This is a genomic window from Flavobacterium sp. PLA-DH12 (genome assembly GCF_059511845.1).
This window is the reverse complement of sequence record NZ_JCAMPD010000001.1, coordinates 481,760-499,770: the sequence shown is the minus strand read 5'-3', so window position 1 is coordinate 499,770 and position 18,011 is coordinate 481,760. Positions and strand designations below refer to the sequence as shown.

14 protein-coding genes are annotated in these 18,011 nt (G+C 34.8%); 5 read left to right on the top strand and 9 right to left on the bottom strand.

From position 1 onward, the window contains the following. Positions 1 to 179: 179 nt before the first annotated feature. The 3 genes from AC5ZCW_RS02165 to AC5ZCW_RS02155 all read right to left on the bottom strand — a co-directional run bounded on the left by AC5ZCW_RS02165 (position 180) and on the right by AC5ZCW_RS02155 (position 5,017). Entirely contained in the window at positions 180 to 3,296 is a 3,117-nt protein-coding gene (locus AC5ZCW_RS02165) for an efflux RND transporter permease subunit (RefSeq protein WP_496117643.1), read from the bottom strand. Between the two features lie 50 nt (positions 3,297 to 3,346). Then, positions 3,347 to 4,441 carry an efflux RND transporter periplasmic adaptor subunit gene (locus AC5ZCW_RS02160; protein WP_496117641.1) on the bottom strand — a complete coding sequence of 365 codons (1,095 nt, stop codon included), beginning with the start codon at positions 4,439 to 4,441 and terminating at the stop codon, positions 3,347 to 3,349. Between the two features lie 216 nt (positions 4,442 to 4,657). Beyond that, complete coding sequence (locus AC5ZCW_RS02155; RefSeq protein ID WP_177209817.1) at positions 4,658 to 5,017, bottom strand: hypothetical protein; 360 nt, start codon at positions 5,015 to 5,017, stop codon at positions 4,658 to 4,660. 240 nt (positions 5,018 to 5,257) lie between these two features. Between AC5ZCW_RS02155 and AC5ZCW_RS02150 the strand changes: the two genes are divergently transcribed. The 3 genes from AC5ZCW_RS02150 to AC5ZCW_RS02140 all read left to right on the top strand — a co-directional run bounded on the left by AC5ZCW_RS02150 (position 5,258) and on the right by AC5ZCW_RS02140 (position 7,051). After that, entirely contained in the window at positions 5,258 to 5,617 is a 360-nt protein-coding gene (locus AC5ZCW_RS02150; protein ID WP_343544554.1) for a nuclear transport factor 2 family protein, read from the top strand. A gap of 184 nt (positions 5,618 to 5,801) precedes the next feature. Continuing rightward, the gene (locus AC5ZCW_RS02145; RefSeq protein ID WP_496117639.1) at positions 5,802 to 6,401 is read left to right on the top strand and encodes an REP-associated tyrosine transposase; all 600 of its coding nucleotides are present in this window, start codon (positions 5,802 to 5,804) and stop codon (positions 6,399 to 6,401) included. Between the two features lie 125 nt (positions 6,402 to 6,526). After that, positions 6,527 to 7,051, top strand: coding sequence for a hypothetical protein (locus tag AC5ZCW_RS02140; protein WP_496117637.1), 525 nt, complete (start codon positions 6,527 to 6,529; stop codon positions 7,049 to 7,051). Between the two features lie 233 nt (positions 7,052 to 7,284). On the opposite strand, the gene AC5ZCW_RS02135 is transcribed toward AC5ZCW_RS02140, so the two are convergent. From AC5ZCW_RS02135 to gnd, 4 genes are all read right to left on the bottom strand, one after another. Further along, a complete protein-coding gene (locus AC5ZCW_RS02135) occupies positions 7,285 to 9,009 on the bottom strand; it encodes a tetratricopeptide repeat protein (protein WP_496117635.1) in 1,725 nt (574 codons plus the stop codon). A 327-nt stretch (positions 9,010 to 9,336) separates the two neighbouring features. Beyond that, a complete protein-coding gene (gene pgl, locus AC5ZCW_RS02130; protein ID WP_496117633.1) occupies positions 9,337 to 10,053 on the bottom strand; it encodes a 6-phosphogluconolactonase in 717 nt (238 codons plus the stop codon). Then, positions 10,034 to 11,566: a glucose-6-phosphate dehydrogenase gene (gene zwf, locus AC5ZCW_RS02125; RefSeq protein ID WP_496117631.1), complete on the bottom strand. Its 1,533-nt coding sequence runs from the start codon at positions 11,564 to 11,566 to the stop codon at positions 10,034 to 10,036. The genes pgl and zwf overlap by 20 nt, the downstream gene beginning before the upstream one ends. A 34-nt stretch (positions 11,567 to 11,600) precedes the next feature. Continuing rightward, on the bottom strand, positions 11,601 to 13,010 hold the full coding sequence (gnd, locus tag AC5ZCW_RS02120; protein ID WP_496117630.1) for an NADP-dependent phosphogluconate dehydrogenase: 1,410 nt from the start codon (positions 13,008 to 13,010) through the stop codon (positions 11,601 to 11,603). A gap of 433 nt (positions 13,011 to 13,443) precedes the next feature. Here gnd and AC5ZCW_RS02115 point away from each other — a divergent pair, with 433 nt between their 5' ends. Together AC5ZCW_RS02115 and AC5ZCW_RS02110 are read left to right on the top strand one after the other, a co-directional pair. Further along, positions 13,444 to 13,938, top strand: a complete 495-nt coding sequence (locus AC5ZCW_RS02115; RefSeq protein ID WP_496117629.1) for a hypothetical protein — start codon at positions 13,444 to 13,446, stop codon at positions 13,936 to 13,938. Positions 13,939 to 14,042: 104 nt separating this feature from the next. Further along, a complete protein-coding gene (locus tag AC5ZCW_RS02110; protein WP_496117628.1) occupies positions 14,043 to 15,896 on the top strand; it encodes a peptidase associated/transthyretin-like domain-containing protein in 1,854 nt (617 codons plus the stop codon). Between the two features lie 99 nt (positions 15,897 to 15,995). Here AC5ZCW_RS02110 and AC5ZCW_RS02105 read toward each other — a convergent pair whose 3' ends face one another. Together AC5ZCW_RS02105 and AC5ZCW_RS02100 are read right to left on the bottom strand one after the other, a co-directional pair. Then, a complete protein-coding gene (locus tag AC5ZCW_RS02105) occupies positions 15,996 to 17,072 on the bottom strand; it encodes a calcium:cation antiporter (RefSeq protein WP_496117627.1) in 1,077 nt (358 codons plus the stop codon). Between the two features lie 554 nt (positions 17,073 to 17,626). Further along, positions 17,627 to 17,962: a winged helix-turn-helix transcriptional regulator gene (locus AC5ZCW_RS02100; RefSeq protein WP_248726574.1), complete on the bottom strand. Its 336-nt coding sequence runs from the start codon at positions 17,960 to 17,962 to the stop codon at positions 17,627 to 17,629. Positions 17,963 to 18,011: the final 49 nt, after the last annotated feature.

Below are 18,011 nucleotides of genomic sequence, written 5' to 3'. Positions count from 1 at the left end.
TTTTGTTTAGTTTTTTATTTTAACACATAGAAATATAGATTTTTCTTTTCAAAAGGGAGTTGAAAGAAACTAGTTTCTAACACATAGCTATGTGTGTTTATGCTAGTGAAACGCCTTTTTTTCGCTTTTTAATCCCGATAGCTATCGGGAATGATTCTATGTGTTTAAAAAATTATACATTAAGATTTATTCATTCGTTTTTCCAATTTCGCAAACAGTATGTAAAGTCCAGGAATGATTAAAAGACCAAATACAGTTCCTATTAACATTCCGCCCGCAGCTGCTGTACCGATGGAACGGTTACCAATTGCACCCGCACCAGAAGCGATACACAGCGGAATCAATCCTGAAATAAAAGCAAACGAGGTCATTAAAATTGGACGGAAACGAAGTCTTGCTCCTTCAATTGCTGCTTCGACAATATCTCGTCCGAGCTTATTTTGTGCCATCGCAAACTCAACAATCAGAATGGCGTTCTTGGCGAGCAAACCAATCAGCATGACGAGTGCTACTTGGGCATAAATGTTATTATCGAGTCCAACCATTACAAGCGCAATGTATGAACCGAAAACTCCAACCGGAAGACTTAATAATACAGGGAACGGAAGCAATAAACTTTCGTACTGTGCGGCTAGTAATAAGTATACAAAAAGTATACAAAGCGCAAAAATGTAGATGGTTTGATTTCCTGATAAAATCTCTTCACGTGTCATACCAGACCATTCCAATTCGAAACGGCTTGGCAATTTTTCTGCCGCAATTTTTTCAACAGCGGCAATGGCATCTCCAGAGCTGTAACCTTCGGCTGGTTCACCGTTAATCATAGCCGACATGTACATGTTGTAACGTGTTAAAACCTCAGGACCGTAAACTCTTTCTAATTTGATGAAAGTAGAAAACGGAACCATTTCGCCTGCTTCATTCTTCAAATACATATCCAAAATACTTTCTGGATTTTGGCGGAATTGCGGACTTGCCTGAACCATCACTTTATACATTTGAGAGAAACGGATAAAATTTGTTGCATAAAATGAACCTAACATGGTTTGTAAAGTCGACATGGCATTGTCTACTGAAATTCCTTTTTTGGCCGCCAAATCGTAATCAATATGAATTAAATATTGCGGGAAAGTGGCATCAAAACTCGAGAATGAGTTCTGAATTTCTGGCGAAGCATTTAGTTCTTTGATGAATTCTTTGGTTACTTTATCGGTATTGGTAATACTTCCTCCAGATTTATCCAGCAAACGAAGCTCAAAACCACTCGTATTACCAAAACCTGGAACGGTTGGCGGTGCAAAAATCTCGATTTGTGCATCGGTAATGTTTTTGGTTTTTTCTGTAAGTTCCGCCATAAATTCGGTTACCGAAATATCACGTTCGCTCCAGTCTTTCAAGTTGATCATTCCCATTCCGTAAGAAGCTCCCGCGATTTCGGTTACAATACTGTATCCTGCAAGAGTGGTTACGTTGTCAACGCCTTTAATTTCGCGAGCAATTTTGGTAACTTCGTCCAAAGCTTTTTCAGTACGTTCTACTGTTGCTCCTTGTGGCGTTGTAACACTCACGTAAACCATTCCTTGATCTTCAGTTGGGATAAATCCAGATGCTAAGAATTTTGTTGTTCCCCAAGTTAAAATACAAAACAGTACTAATAAACCAACCGTAACGGTATTGCGATCGGCAAATTTTACTAATACTTTGATGTATTTTGAAGTAATATTATCAAACCAATGATTGAATCTATGGAAGAAACGGTCTAAAAGTGATTTTTTCTCTTTATCAGGATCGTGCGCTTTCAGCATAATCGCACAAAGGGCAGGAGTAAGGGTAAGGGCATTAATACCTGAAATTACGATACTTATTGCCATGGTCAATGAGAACTGCCTGTAGAAAACTCCGACAGGACCACTCAAGAAAGCAACCGGAATAAATACGGCAGCCATTACAATCGTAATTGCAATAACGGCACCCGTGATTTCTTTCATCGCGCTAATGGTAGCATCCATTGGCGACATATGTTCTTCGGAGATTTTTACGTGAACGGCTTCGACAACGACAATCGCGTTATCGACCACAATTCCGATAGAAAGTACCAAAGCGAAAAGCGTCAATAAGTTGATCGAGAATCCCATCATCGACATAAAAGTAAACGAACCAATAAGCGCTACAGGAACTGCCAATACTGGAATTAAAGTCGATCTCCAATCTTGAAGGAAAAGGAAAACTACAAATGCTACCAAAATAAAGGCTTCAACCAAAGTTCTTAATACTTCATGAATCGAAGCGTCAAGGAAACGCGAAACGTCGTAAGCAATATTAAATTCCATTCCGGGAGGAAAAGAAGAACCTTTTAATTCGGCCATTTTTTCTTTTACACTCGCAATAACCTCAGAAGCATTTGAACCCGGACGCTGTTTCAACATGATCGATGCAGAAGGTTTTCCGTCAGTTTTAGAAACCATTCCGTAGCTCATCGCACCAAATTCGATTTTCGAGATGTCTTTTAATCGTAAGATGGTTCCGTCTGGATTGGCTCTCAACGGAATTTCTTCGTATTGTTTTGGTTCAAAGAATTTTCCGCCGTACTTAATTACGTATTGCAGCTGATTGTTCATTTGTCCTGAACCTTCACCCACTTTACCAGGCGCGGCAGAAATGTTTTGCTTTTGAAGTGAAGCAATAACTTCATTTGCCGAAATATTATACGAAAGCATCTTTTCCGGATCTAGCCAAACACGCATCGAATATTCTTTCTGCCCCATGATTTCGGCACGACCGACACCATCAATACGCTTTAATTCCTGAAGGATATTAATATCGGTAAAGTTGAAGATAAACTGCTCGTCTTGGGTTTTGTCGGTACTTGTAATATTCAAGTACATTAACATACTGTTTACCTCTTTTTCGGTCGTAACACCAGCACGAATTACCTCTTCTGGAAGTTCATCTAGAATTGTCGTTACACGGTTCTGAACGTTTACGGCAGCCAAATCGGGATCGGTTCCTACTTCAAAGAAAACCTGAATTAATGTCAAACCATCGTTGGAAGTTACGGTTGACATGTACGTCATTCCGGGAACTCCATTTATGGCTCTTTCTAACGGAAGGGCGACGGCATTGGCGGAAACCTCTGCGTTTGCTCCTGTATATTTTGCTGTAACGGTTACAGATGGTGGTACAATATCTGGAAATTGGGTAATAGGAAGCTGAAACAACGCCAGCAATCCCAGAAGGACTATCATAACCGAGATGATTAATGACAATATTTTCCTCCTGATAAATAACTCTATCATTTTAAATGTTTTAGATAAATAATTAAATAACTGTTTTGCAAGTCGATAACCTACATTTGTTTCATGTTGATTTTATCACCGTCTCTCAATGATTGCGTACCTTCTTGCACAATTAGGTCGTCGCTTTTTAGACCTTCGTTCAAGATATAAACATCATCTAGAGTGGTTTCGATTGTAACATTTGTCATTTTAACTACTCCATCTTTGTTCACGCGAAAAACATATTGTTTGTCCTGAATAGAAAAAACAGCTTTCTGTGGAACTAAAATTGCATTGGTTTTTGGCTCTGAAATAATCAGTTTGCCAGATGTTCCGTGCTTGATAAATCCTTGCGGATTGTGAAATTTTGCTTTGTATTGAATAGAACCTGTTTGTCTGTCGATATCTCCATCGGCAGTTCTTAATTCTCCTTTTTGATCGTAAACTTGTCCGTTTGGCAACACCAATTTGATATCGCCTTGTGTGTTTAAGGTTTTGTCTTCCATCATTTGGAAATAGGTATTCTCAGGAATTGAGAAATAGGCGTACACATCGTCTAATTGAGAAACGGTTGTCAATAATGAACCGTTTTCTACTAAACTTCCTTCCTTAAACGGAATACGGTCAACCGTTCCGTCAAATGGCGCGCGGATTGTGGTAAAGCTAATCTGTTGGTTGATTGCTTTTCTTTCTGCAGCAGCATGAGCCAATTTCGCGGAAGCGGCATCATTTTTTGCTTTAGATAATTCTAATTCTTTATCTGCAATTACTTTTTTATTGAAAAGAGTTTGCGCTTGTTCCAGTTCTACAGTTGCAATTCTTAAATCGGCTTTTGCGCTTTTGTAAACGGCTTCGGCTTTTAGCAATTGAATCTGAAGTTCAACATCACTTATTTTAAAAAGGATTTGCCCTTTTTTTACTTTTTGTCCTTCGCTAACGTAAACTTTGTCTAACAGACCTGGAATACGAACGTGAATTTCTACATTGTTTTTAGCATGTACATCGGCAACAAATTTGCTCGAAACTATGGTGTCTTTTAGAGTTACCTTATAAACAGGAACCGTTTTTATGTTGTTTGAATCTTTTTTTGCTTTATCACCGCACGAGACTAAAACGAATAAAGCCAAGGTGCATAAAAGAAATGGATTTTTATAAATGCTCATCATTAGGTTTAAATTTTTGAATAAATAGATGTGCTCCCTTGATATTAAAATATCGGGAGTCTGAATTTGGATTTTGAAAATAATAAGGTTTACGGATGCTTTTATTTGAAAAAGTACCGTTTTAGGGAAATGTTTTTATAGCAATAACAGCTCAATCACATACGTAAATGAGGTATTTTTCCAGAACACTAGAATATAAAAACGACGAAATTTTGTAGCCTAGAAAAGTTGGTACAAATGAAGATGAGGATGTCTTTCTATATGGTATATTGAAGCTATACCATAGATTAAGCTTTCTTTATAAAGCTTAAAATTAACCAAATTACTGAAATAAGGAGCTTTGATCGTACTTTGTTCTAAAGTAGTCGCTCTGCATTTCATTTTCTTTTTGAGCTTGTAATGAACTTCTAGATTTTTAGAAGAAGAAAAGTCAGAAGAAAAAATCTGCGTGTCGTCTGCCGCAACGCTATCTAAAGTAATACAGTTGCTGAAAGTATAAATCGGCGAATACGTTTCGGTGCCTCTGAAAAAACAAAGCAGCGAAAGTAAAACGATATATATGAACTTAGTGGGTTTCATACAACTACAGCAGGAATTACAATTTTGTTTCTTAGAAAGTGGATTAATTATTCTCTAAAGTGCGCCAAATATAGTAATTTGAAAAACAAGGTTTCTTAAAATTTTTCTAAAAACCATGAGATTTAAAAATTTGATAATAATTGGAGTTGATTTTTAGGGGTTTGATATTTATTGAGATTTGTATTAAAAAGTTATTGTTTCTGTGCTACTTTTATAGAACTAATTAAAAAACAATCAAATATGTCAAATCAATTTCAACCAATAATAGAAAAGGCTTACAATGCTTTTAACGAAAGAAATATAGCTAATTGTTTATCTACAATGCAAGATGATGTACAATGGTCAAAAGCTTGGGAAGGTGGTTATATTAGTGGTCATGATGAAATTCGAGAGTATTGGACAAGACAATGGACAGAAATAAATCCGAAAGTGTTACCAGTTGGTTTTGATGAAAGAGAAAATGGAAGTTTAGAAGTAAAAGTTCACCAAACAGTAAAGGATCTTCAAGGTAATTTGATGTTTGAAGGATTTGTAAAGCATATTTATACTTTTGAAGACGGATTGATTAAAACGATGGATATTGAGTTAATTGAGAATTAATTATTTCCGCGCTCTGCAAAGAGTTCCAAACTGGAATTATAAAGCTGCGCAAATGTCTCTGACTTTGCGCATTTTTTTTCTGTCTTAGAATTTCTAAACGTGATAAAAGTCTCCGACTTTTTACGATTACTTCTAAAAATCCAATAAGTAAGAAAAATCATTATTTTTGAATAAAAAAAATCAAATGAAAGAAGGTTATGTTATTCGAGATCAAAAACTGCCTCATTTTATTACGCCAACAGTTGTAGACTGGATTGATGTTTTTACACGTCAATGTTATCGTGATATTGTTATTGAATGTCTGGATTACTGCATTAAAAACAAAGGAATGATTTTATATGGTTACGTAATTATGAGTAATCATATTCATTTAATAATACAATCTGATGATGGAAAATTATCAGATTTGATAAGAGATTTTAAAAAGTTTATTGCAAAAAATATTTTGGAAAAGATTCAAAATGGTCCTGAAAGTAGAAGAGAGTGGATGCTGCAACGTTTTGAACTGGCAACAGAAAGCCATCAGAGAAATAAAAAATTCCAATTTTGGCAGTACGGAAATCACGCAGAAGAAATTTATTCAATAGAATTTATGTGGTCAAAGCTTCATTATGTACATTTGAATCCTGTGAGAGCCGGATTGGTAGCAAAAGCTTCAGATTACATTTATTCAAGTGCAAGTAATTATATAAGCGATTCGGGCTTATTAAAAATTGAGAAAGCGGATAATCCAATAGTTAATGTGCTAGATCAGAAATCGATAAATCTTTATAACTTGTATTAGTTTAAAAGTCAGAGACTTTTTAGATGTTTTTGTGTTTTTGAGAAGCATTAGAGGTGGCGCAAAGTCAGAGACATTTGCGCAGCGCTCTCAAGTAAGACTTTGGAGAGCAGGGGGTTCAACAAAAAATGCAACAAAAAATGGATGGTAAGGTTATTGTTTTACTGATATCAGTATTATTTCTAAATTGCGAAAAAAAAACTGATAGTAATATAAAAAAAGCTGTTTTAAAAGAACATGAAGCAAAAGAGTTTGTTGTAGAAAATATAAACATCTTGATTGACTCTGTTGAAAGTTTTGATATGGGTAAATACCCTAAATTTAAAAATCTAAAAATTGAGAAATTTAAAATAGGATTAGTTGATTCGATAATAACGGATAAAAACTCTTTTGGAGCTTTTTTAAATTTAAAATTAGATAAGAGTTTTATAGCAAAGTATAAATCTGATTATGAAACAGAACTTGTAGATAGAGACAACGAAGATATAAAATTTTTATTCGTTCAATTTTCAAATTTTACGGTAGATGATAGTATTGTTCAAATAGTTGTAAAAAAGCGAATAGGCATAAGTATGGTAAAAGCAAAATATTACTTTGAGAAAAAAAATAATAAATGGATTTTAAGAAAGAAACAGTTATTGAGCATAGGATAATCCCTCGCTCTGCAAAGAGTGCCAAACTTGAATTATAAAGCTGCGCAAATGTCTCTGAACTGACCCCAAATAGTGTCTAACTTTTTTGGGGCAGTTCATCTAGACTTTGCGCATTTTTTTTGTCTTAGAAATTTTAAACCTGATAAAAGTCTTTGACTTTTTACTATTGCTTCTTAAAAATAAATTAAGAAAAAGTATTATTCATTACTTTGAAAAATCATAAAAACTAAAAATCACTCCAAAATACTAGAAGAATCCTTAATCTTAAAATCGGCATATTGCCAAGCATTATTAAAAGAGGTTTTAATTTGTAAAGCCTCTTTTTCTTTTTTCTGTGCAGCTATAGCATTATAAAGTCCAATTAGGGCGAAGCCGTTTTTTGGGAGCGTTTGTAAATCTTGTCTGTAGATTTTTTCTGCTTCGGCGTATTTTCCAGCTTTAAGTAAAACTGTGCCTAAATAATGTCTAATAGAGAAAAACCAATCTGGAGGTTCGTTGTAATTTAACTGATCTTCAATTACTATTGCTTTATTTAAAAAAGTAACGGCTTTATCCAAATTATTCTTTTTGGCTTCAACTCCTGCTGAAAGAACATTGGTAGCAATTTGAACAAGATCGTAAGTGGTATTGATATTCCAAATGGTAACCTCTTTTAAGGTTTTGTCTTTGGCTAATTGGTTCAGAGTAGCAAGCTGTTTTTCAGCATTAGTGATATCATTTTTCCCAAGATAAGCCATTCCTTGCGCATAATGCCAAATTGCGTTCGGATATACTAGATCTTTTTCAGGTTGTGGAATCTCCATTATTTTATCCCACATAGAAAATTTTACGGCTATATAATACGGAATGCTGTAATAATGCTGCAATGTGCCCCAACCAGCTTCGCGCATGATTTTGGGAGACATATGCTGTTGTAATATTTGTGCCGATTCCCAAGCCAATTTTGAATTTCCTTCTAAAGCTGCTGTTGCCACCAAAAAATGATAATTGTGTGGATAATAGGCGAGAGGATAAGCGCCTTGTGCATTACAAGCAGTAGAATATAAACTATCAATTTTAACCGCTTCGATGTTTGAAAGTGTGCCTTGATGATAATCTCCCGTTCGAATATAAATATGAGACGGCATGTGCACCAAATGTCCCGATCCCGGAACTAGAGTTTCTAGCAATTTGGCACTTTTAAGTCCGTTTTCTGGGTGTGAGGATGCTTCTACAGCATGAACTAAAAAGTGATGCGCTCCGGGATGCTTCGGATTTTTTGTAATCAATTCGTTTAAAACAGCAAGTATTTCTGGAGTCCATTTTTTAGGTATTCCGGTGCCTTTTTCATACAAATTCCACGGATGGAGATTCATTTGAGATTCCGCGTAAAGTGCACCAATATCTGGATCTGAAGGAAATTGAGTATATACTTTTTTCATCGCTTCGGCATAAGTAATGTCAAGCGGTTTTCTGTCAGCAGGAGGATTTTTAGCATAACGCACCAATAAGGCATCAATCATAGCGATTTCTTTCGGAGAACATTTCCCAGAAAGTTTTTTAGCTTTTTGAGCCGCATCATAAGCACGCTGAAAATTATCTTCTTCCATTCCCGCATTATAATTCGGACCTAAAACATAAGCAAAACCCCAATATGCCATAGCACAATTCGGGTCTAAACGCGAAGCTTCATAAAATGATCTTGCTGCTTCGGCGTGATTGAATCCGTAAGCGAGCATCATTCCTTGATTAAAGTATTCCTGCGCTTCAGGATTGTTGGTTGTAATTTTAAAATTTACACCATCAAGACTTCTAAACTTAGGTGCTTTTTTGTTTTGGGTGTACCAATCTTTATCGTTCGTTTTCGGAATATAACATCCTTGCGAAGCGCTCACTTTAACTGATTTGGGTTCGGTGTTTTTTTCTTTACAGGAAATAAAAAGAAAAAAAACAGCAATTAGAAAGTAATTATATTTCATTGCAAAATGTATTTGAAATTATATAATCAGTGTAAAAGCTCAAAAGAATAAAAACGATGCTTATACTATAATGGTTTGATACGGAGAGTATTAAACAAAATTAAACAAAAAAGAAATAGGTTTGTGTAAATATTTGTTTTTCAGTGTTTTGTGATAAATTTTGAATTTATTTGAGCATATTGTTCTCCCGCAGATTTAGCAGATTCAGCAGATTTTTTTAATTATAATATCTGCCAAATCTGCAAGATCTGCGAGAGAAAAAAATCAAAAAAATAAGGTCTACACTTTTCAGCATAGACCTTGAATTATATGGTAATAAACAATTTCTTAGTTTGTTCCAGCAGCAACTTTATCTACCAAAAACAATAATTCACCCGAAACAGGTTTAATCAATTGCATTGGGTAAAGCGTTGGATTGTATTCGCCAGTTGTCACTTCTTTCAAAGCGTGAACTTTCTTTTCTCCAAAAGCTACTACTACAATCTTTTCAGCTTTATTAATTAACGGAGCTGTAAGTGTGATGCGATACATTTTTTGTGGAGCCAAATAATAAGCATCAACCCATTTGGTTTGCTCTTCTAGAACTGCTTCACCTGGGAAAAGAGAAGCTGTATGTCCGTCGTCTCCCATTCCTAAAAGAATCAAGTCAAATTTACCTTCTTCGCCTAAAACTGTTCTGATAGACTTTTCGTAATCAGCAGCATATTCTTCTGGTGTAACGCCGTCTTTGTACATTTCAAAAATGTTCTCTTGCGGAATAGGAACGTGGCTCAATAAAGTGGAGTAAGACATTTTAGCATTACTCAAATCATCATTAAGCGGAACCCATCTTTCATCACCCCAAAAAATATAAACTTTGCTCCAGTCTATTTTACTTTTGCAAGCATCAGAAGCTAATAATTTGTAAATTCCTGCAGGAGAAGAACCTCCTGTAAGAACAGCTGTAAATTTGCCTTTTGCAGCAATTGCTTTTTGTGCAGATTCCACAAAAAGGTTTGCAGCCTTAGTATTAATTTCTTCTGTATTATTGTATATCTGTATCATTTAAAACTTCTTCTTTTGTTTGTGTATTCGGAATCCATTTGTGGCCTTGACGTGCTAACAATTCATCAGCTTCTTCAGGTCCCCAGCTTCCTGCTTTGTAATTTGGGAAATTCTTTGGAGGCGTTGTTTTCCAAACTTGCTGAATCGTTTCAATTGCATCCCAAGCTTCTTCCACCTGATCCCAACGCATAAATAGGGTAGGATCTCCTAATAATGCATCTGCAATTAAGGTTTCATAAGCTTCTGGCGACATTGTAGAACAAGAAAAATAATCAAAAACCATTTCTGCAGGTCTTAAAGACATCGATAAGCCTGGTTTTTTGGTCATAAACTGCAGTTTAATGTCCATTGAAGGCTGAATATTGATAATCAATCGGTTTGGTGTCATGCCTTCTTTTCCGTATGAGAATGAAGAATGCGGCACTGGTTTAAACTGAATAATGATCGAAGACTGTTTTTCTTCCATTCTTTTTCCAGAACGCAAGTAGAACGGAATTCCCTGCCATCTCCAGTTGTCCAAATAGATTTTCATGGCAACATAAGTTTCTGTATTAGAATCTGGCGCAATGCCTTTATCTTGACGGTAACCCGGAACAGGAACTCCTTTTATTTCTCCAGCATCGTACTGACCTCTTACAATATAATGATCAACTTCTTCTGGTTTAATACGACGAATTGACTTTAAAACATCTGCTTTTCGATTACGAATGTCATCAGCATTTAAAGAAGCAGGCGCTTCCATAGCTGTCATACATAAAATCTGAAACAAGTGATTCTGAATCATATCTTTCAAAGCACCAACACCTTCATAGAATCCGCCTCGTTCTTCAACGCCAACTTCTTCTGCAACGGTAATTTGCACGAAATCAATGAAGTTACGACTCCATAAAGGCTCAAACATTGAATTTCCAAAACGGAAAGCCAAAATATTCTGAACTGTTTCTTTTCCTAAATAGTGATCGATTCTGTAAATCTGCTCTTCCTTGAAAGTCTGCGAAAGCATTTCATTCAACTCGATTGCAGAAGCTTTATCATAACCAAAAGGTTTTTCGATAATGATACGATCTTGTTTCGGATTTGCAGCAAGTCCGATTTTCTTGATGTTGCTTGAAATCGTTGAAATGAAAGAAGGCGTAATCGAAAGATAGAAAAGACGATTAGAACGTTCGCCAAAGGCAAGGTCAAAATTGTTTATTTTTTCATTTAATCCAATGTACGATTCTTCTTTATCGATATCAAGACTGTGGTATGAGATGTGCGAAAGAAATTTTTCTGTTTCTGGATCATCAATTCCTTTTCTTCTTGAGAATAGATTTAGATTTTCTGCTACATAAGCGCGAAAATCTTCATTGGTTTTTTCAGCTCTTCCAAGAGCAATAATCTGAAACTTTTCAGACATACGTCCGTCAAGGTACAGATTTTGAAAAGCGGGGAATAGCTTTCTCTTCGCTAGATCTCCAGTTCCACCAAAAATAACAATGATTGTTGGATTCTTTAGTTTATTTTTAGTCATTGTGTGGTTTAGTTGTGTTGTTTTTTTAGTTGTCTTATTCAGCCCATTGGGTATGGAAAACGCCTTCTTTGTCGATACGCTCGTAAGTGTGCGCTCCAAAGAAATCACGTTGTGCCTGAATTAAGTTTGTTGGCAGATTTGCAGATCTGTAAGCATCAAAATAAGCCAGCGAATTCATTAATCCTGAAACAGGTAATCCTTTTTGAACTGCAAATTGAATTACAGCACGCATTCCTGCTTGATTTTCGGTTAGTTTTGAAGCAATTCCGTTATCTAAAAGCAAGTTTGGCAAGTCTGATTTTGCAACATAAGCTTTTCTAAAATCCTCTAAAATTGTTGCACGAATAATACATCCGCCACGCCAGATTTTAGCAACTGTTTCCAAATTTAAGCCGTAGTTATATTCTTTAGAAGCTGTGTGAAGCTGAGCTAAACCTTGAGCATAAGTCACAACGATAGAAAAGAATAAAGCTGATTTTAGAGATGCAATTGCTTCGCTTTGAGAAATATTTGTTTCGCCAGTGTTCCAAACTAATTTTTTAGCCGCTTCAATTCTTTCTGGTTTGGTTTTAGACATATCACGCATGTTAACTGCAGCGTCGATTGTCGGAACTGGAACTTGCAAGTCCATCGCATTTTGCGAAGTCCATTTTCCTGTTCCTTTAGATCTTGCCCAATCTGAAATTTTATTGATTAAAAGACCTCCGTCTGTATCTTCTTGTTTTAAGATTTTTCCAGTAATTTCAATCAGATACGATCTCAAATCATCAGTCTGGTTCCATTCTTCAAAAGTTTTTTGAATCGTTGCATCATCTAGATTATAACCTCTTTTCATTAAGTCATAAATCTCAGAGATTAATTGCATGATTCCGTACTCAATTCCGTTGTGAACCATTTTTACGTAGTTTCCAGCAGAACCATTTCCTAAATATTCTACGCAAGGTTCGCCTTCTACTTTTGCCGCAATTGCTTCAAAAATAGGACGTAATCTTTCATACGCTTTCTGATCTCCTCCTGGCATCATAGCAGGACCGAAACGAGCACCTTTTTCACCACCCGAAATTCCCATTCCGAAGAAGTGGATTCCTTTTTCAGATAATTCAATAAATCTTCTGTCAGTATCTGTAAAATAAGTATTTCCACCGTCAATAATAATGTCTCCTTTATCTAAGTGAGGCAATAAGCTAGCGATGGCGCTGTCTACTGGTTTTCCAGCAGGAACCAATAACATAATCGCTCTTGGCTGCTGAATAAGCTCTACAAAATGTTTTACATCTGTTGTCGCTTCAATAGTGTGATTAGCATCGGCTTCTTGTTGAAGAGAATTGACTTTTTCGGTGTCTAAGTCTAAACCTGCAGCCGCAAAGTTATGGCTGGCGATATTTAAAAGTAAGTTACGACCCATTACGCCGAGTCCTACAATTCCAAAATCAAATTTGCTCATAGTTTTCAATTAACTAAATTATTAGAAGAATGTTTTTGCAGCAAAAAGTAAGAGAAAGTATGGTAATTCTTTTTCATTCAATGTTTTGCCAAAAAACAATGGTTATTTTAATCTTACATTTCAAAATGTAGAGCGCTAAGTTAGAGAAAAATGCTGAAAAATGAGGGGTAAAATCGTTCAGTTTTGGTCTTTATTGTGATACTTTTTATGTGTAAAAATAACATTTATTATTCCTGTTTTTTATCAGTTTATGTTACTAAAACGTTGTAATAGTACGATTGTTTGGTTATGAGTTTCTAATAATTTACTTTCGATATGATTTTCCTTTATTGATGATATAATCATAGTAAAAGAGATAATTTGAAAACGTTTATAAAAATTGAAATTTATTCGCATTTTTTAATATGTACAATATGAATAATAATTTGAAATTTTGAAAAAAATACTAATCTCCTTTTTAATTTTCGCTTTTGTTTGCAATGTAATAATTTCATTAACAATAACAATTGGAAGTATCTGTTCCCACAGCTATTTGAGTGAATATGAAAATTTAAAAAGCTTTAGAAATAAAAAATTATACATGAGTGATGATTTTTTATTGATAAAGAAAATTTCTGAAGATACAGGAACAGGTGAAGGAACTCGATTATCTTACCTTGTAAAAGGGATAGTTTTGAGTAACAATTCTAAATTAGAATTAAGAGTAACTAAACTTGCTTACCTTGAATCAAGTTTTAATAAGCAGCCTCTTTATAAAAGTAAATTAACTGGAGATTTTTTTTTGAAGAATGCTCCTGAGGAATATTATAATTCTGAAATAAATTCTTTTTATGTAAATATTTATTTTAAAATTTCTTTTTATTTAATAGTTGGACTAATTGTATTTCTCGTAATTCAGTACGTAAAAAAACGAAGATATAGAATATGAGAAGCGAGCCTCTCAATTGTGATTTTTTTGTCTTATTTTTTGCAAATACTTTTATTAGAAGCAGCTTGATGCTCGTAAGAAAAAAGAAGTAAAAAATTATAAAAATGGTTATTGAAAATATAGGAATTGGGGTAATTTTGGAAACCCAATCATTGGATCCAAGATTTAATTCACTAAAGTATTATATCCTTTTTATGCCAAGAAACATAAAGTTTGTTTTTACAGCCGTCTTTTTAACCCTTACTTCGGGTATCTTTTTTAAAGCAAATGCACAATCGGTACTAGAAAATGAAATTTCTATTCAGGCAGATAAGAAGCCATTAGGCAGTGTTTTGGACTTAATGGAAGAAAAAGGAAATTTTAGATTTGCTTATTATGGCAAACTGGCTGTAAAAGATAGCGTCGTTAGCATTCATACCGATAATAATACTATTAAAGGAGTTTTAGATCAGTTGTTAGGTGCCAAATATGAGTTTAAAGAATCGCCAGGATTTGTTATTGTTCGTTATGCGCCTTTAGAATTGGCTCTTGTATTGGAGAAAAATACCGTTATGAGTGACGGACAGCAAATTGTAATTGGTTATATTGTAGATACAAAAACCAATAATCGTGTTGAAAATGTGAGTGTATTGGAGAAGAATGCACTAGTATCTACATTGACCAATAAAGATGGTTTCTTTGAACTTCGATTAAAAAATGCACCTCAAGCTATAGAACTTACAGCCGTTAAGGAGAATTATAAAACGGTAACGATGGTATTTCTGTCTGAAATTAAAATTCAGATGGGAGACAAAAAAAATAAAACAGATTATATTGATGGTGATTTCTCTGAAATTGAAAGATCAGGAATTGGCCGTTTCTTTATTTCTTCCAAACAAAAAATACAAGCGCTCAATCTAGGAGGATTTATTTCTAAGGTTCCTTTGCAGGCTTCTTTAATTCCTAGTATCAGTACAAGAGGAATGCTGAATACGCAGATTGTCAATAATTTTTCGCTGAATATATTAGGAGGTTATAATGCTGGAGTTCGCGGGCTTGAAATGGCGGGACTTTACAACATCAATCGTATGAATGTTGACGCGCTTCAAATAGCCGGAATATTTAATACCGTTGGAGGATCTGTAAACGGAGTTCAGTTAGCCGGAATCTATAATAATGTTTTTGGCAATTTAAGAGGATTACAAGTAAGTGGTATTCATAATAGTGTAAAAGGTTCGCAAGTCGGTTTACAAATGGGCGGTATCTATAACAATGTATATAAAGATTCTAAAGGACTTCAAATTGCAGGAATTGGTAATACAGTAAAGGGTTCGCAAAACGGATTACAGCTTTCGGGAATTTACAATATTGGAAAAGATACCGTGCGAGGCGCTCAAATTACAGGTCTTTTTAATTATGCCAAAGAATTACATGGAGTCCAATTTGGATTAGTCAACATTACAGATTCACCGTCTGGTTATAGTTTTGGTCTTTTAAACTTTAAAAAAGGCGGTTATAAAAAAATCAGTATAACGAGCAACGAAATTTCAGATATAAATCTTGCTGTAAAAACAGGAGATCATAAAATGTATACTATTTTAATGGCGGGAAGAAGCGATAGAACCGATGAAGAAAAACTATTCTCTTTCGGAATCGGACTAGGAAAGAACATTCCGTTAGGGAAACGTTTTACTTTTAATCCCGAATTTAGCACGCAGTATCTTTATTTAGGAAATTGGGACATTTATAATTCCTTATCTAAATTTGATTCTCCCTTTTCTTTTCAATTGTGTAAAGGCGTAGCGATATCTGCAGGACCTTCTTTAAATTTCTATTGGTCTGAGAAACAAGATAAAAATGGCAATATAAATACTTCTACATTTGTTCAGGATCGTACCAAACGCTATACTATAATCAATAATAATAGCAAAGACATTCTCGGATGGATAGGATGGAGTTTTGGATTGACGCTGTTTTAAAAAATGATAAAAAAAGCCTGTAAATATTGATTTTACAGTTTAAAGTCGCCAGGAATCGAATCCGAGTATACATTTAAGCAACTAAAATTAATTGAAAGCTTAAGGATAAATCATCAAAAACATATAAGCAAACAAATTGACCAAAAGCACAACGCCGTAAACAATATTCGATTTTCCTTTGCTAAGAGAAAGCATTACCGTAAAAACAGACAGTGCCAAAAGGACAATAGATTTAATGTCAAGCCCTAAAACAATAGGAATTCCCAATAAAATACAAACGAGCGCAACAGTTGGAATAGTTAAACCAATACTGGCAAGTGCAGAACCTAAAGCTAGGTTTAAACTCGTTTGCAATCTGTTCTTTTTGGCAGCAATTATCGCTGCGATCGCTTCTGGCAATAAAATGATGATGGCGATTATAACCCCAACCAAAGATTTTGGAAGATTGTGACTTATAATAATAGTTTCAATAGTAGGTGAAAGGGTTTTGGCCAGTAAAACCACAATTCCTAAGCTCACTAATAAAAAGACTAGGCTAGTGTAAAATGTTTTATTATTAATTTCAATTGGATGTGTTTTAGATTCGTCTTCGTTTGTAGTATTGGTTAGAAAATATTGGCGATATCCTTTGGTTTGTGCAAATAAAAAAGAACCGTAAATAATAAGACAGGCAATCGAAGCAAAAATGAGCTGAGGCGTTGAATAATAAGAACCGTGGACACTTTCTGTAAATGTTGGAAACACTAGAGTAAATACAATAATCGAAATTAGCGAAACCAAACCAATGGTTACCGAAGAAGGAGAGAAATTCTGTTCGTAATGTTTAATGCTTCCAATAAGAAGACACAAACCTATAATTCCATTTAAGATAAGCATAGTTGCAGCATAAACCGTATCTCTGGCCAAAGAAGCGGCTTCTGAACCTTCAGAAAGCATTAAAGAAACAATAATAGAAACTTCAATTACAGTGATCGAAATAGCCAAAATAATCGTACCATAAGGTTCTCCAACACGTTCGGCAATAATTTCTGAATGATGCACAGCCGACATCACACTTAGAATAAGCAGAATACTTGCAACGATTTGAAAAATAGTGCTGTTTTCTATAAGTCCGCTAAATAGGAGCGCCCATGATAGAATCGGAATTATGATGGTCCACTGTAATAATTGTTTCATTTTTTGTAGTTTTTAGAATATAGGACAAAAGAACAGGAGTTTGCCTTTTTTGTAAGATAGAACTTTTATAGCTAAAAATGATAAAAAAAGGCAGTTTTAAGCGCTTTTTAAGTTTATTTGAGCGTTTTTTGAATCAAAAAGCACATTTTTGACCAAATAAAATTACAGCTTTATTTAAGAATTTTTAAACGATTTCTTTCGTTGCGATTTTCCTAAGTTGTTTAAACTTTGTCAAAGTTTAGAACTTTGTCAAAGTTGACTTCGTGTTTCAAATAATTTTAGCGATTCTCTATTTTTTCTCTCGCAGATTCAGCTGATAAAGCAGATTTTTTTAATTTGTATAATCTGCGAAATCTGCAAGATCTGCGAGAGAATATTTTAAGAGTTTCGAATAATCTCCTTTCGTTGCGATTGTCTAAACTTTGACAAAGTTGGCTTCGTGTTTAAAACAATTTTAACATCTCTCTATTTTTTCTCTCGCAGATTCAGCTGATAAAGCAGATTTTTTTAATTTGTATAATCTGCGAAATCTGCAAAATCTGCGAGAGAATATTTTAAGAGTTTCGAATAATCTCCTTTCGATGCGATTTTCCCCATTTGATCATTTCTTCGATTACGGGACCAAAAGATTTGCAATAAGGCGTCGATTCGTATTTCACCTGAATCTCAGCATCGCGATCTTCGGTTCTTTTGATCAGCATATTGATTTCCATTTCTTTGAGTTCTCTAGAAAGCATACGTGTCGTAATTCCCGGAATACTGCGTTCGATTTCCCTGAAACGATGATTTCCGTTGCAGATCGAATTGATGATTGGCAAACGCCATTTTCCACCCAAAACATGCAGTGTGTCCTGAAGCGCTTGTACTTCTTCTTTCTGGTTTCTTTCCATTTTGCTTAATTTTTATCAAAGTTTTTCCGCCACGACTCGACCGAAGGGA

Coding starts and splice junctions, on each gene's coding strand:
- AC5ZCW_RS02165 (WP_496117643.1), bottom strand. CDS start 3,296: ATGATAGAGTTATTTATCAGGAGGAAAATATTGTCATTAATCATCTCG.
- AC5ZCW_RS02160 (WP_496117641.1), bottom strand. CDS start 4,441: ATGATGAGCATTTATAAAAATCCATTTCTTTTATGCACCTTGGCTTTA.
- AC5ZCW_RS02155 (WP_177209817.1), bottom strand. CDS start 5,017: ATGAAACCCACTAAGTTCATATATATCGTTTTACTTTCGCTGCTTTGT.
- AC5ZCW_RS02150 (WP_343544554.1), top strand. CDS start 5,258: ATGTCAAATCAATTTCAACCAATAATAGAAAAGGCTTACAATGCTTTT.
- AC5ZCW_RS02145 (WP_496117639.1), top strand. CDS start 5,802: ATGAAAGAAGGTTATGTTATTCGAGATCAAAAACTGCCTCATTTTATT.
- AC5ZCW_RS02140 (WP_496117637.1), top strand. CDS start 6,527: ATGCAACAAAAAATGGATGGTAAGGTTATTGTTTTACTGATATCAGTA.
- AC5ZCW_RS02135 (WP_496117635.1), bottom strand. CDS start 9,009: ATGAAATATAATTACTTTCTAATTGCTGTTTTTTTTCTTTTTATTTCC.
- pgl (WP_496117633.1), bottom strand. CDS start 10,053: ATGATACAGATATACAATAATACAGAAGAAATTAATACTAAGGCTGCA.
- zwf (WP_496117631.1), bottom strand. CDS start 11,566: ATGACTAAAAATAAACTAAAGAATCCAACAATCATTGTTATTTTTGGT.
- gnd (WP_496117630.1), bottom strand. CDS start 13,010: ATGAGCAAATTTGATTTTGGAATTGTAGGACTCGGCGTAATGGGTCGT.
- AC5ZCW_RS02110 (WP_496117628.1), top strand. CDS start 14,043: ATGGTTATTGAAAATATAGGAATTGGGGTAATTTTGGAAACCCAATCA.
- AC5ZCW_RS02105 (WP_496117627.1), bottom strand. CDS start 17,072: ATGAAACAATTATTACAGTGGACCATCATAATTCCGATTCTATCATGG.
- AC5ZCW_RS02100 (WP_248726574.1), bottom strand. CDS start 17,962: ATGGAAAGAAACCAGAAAGAAGAAGTACAAGCGCTTCAGGACACACTG.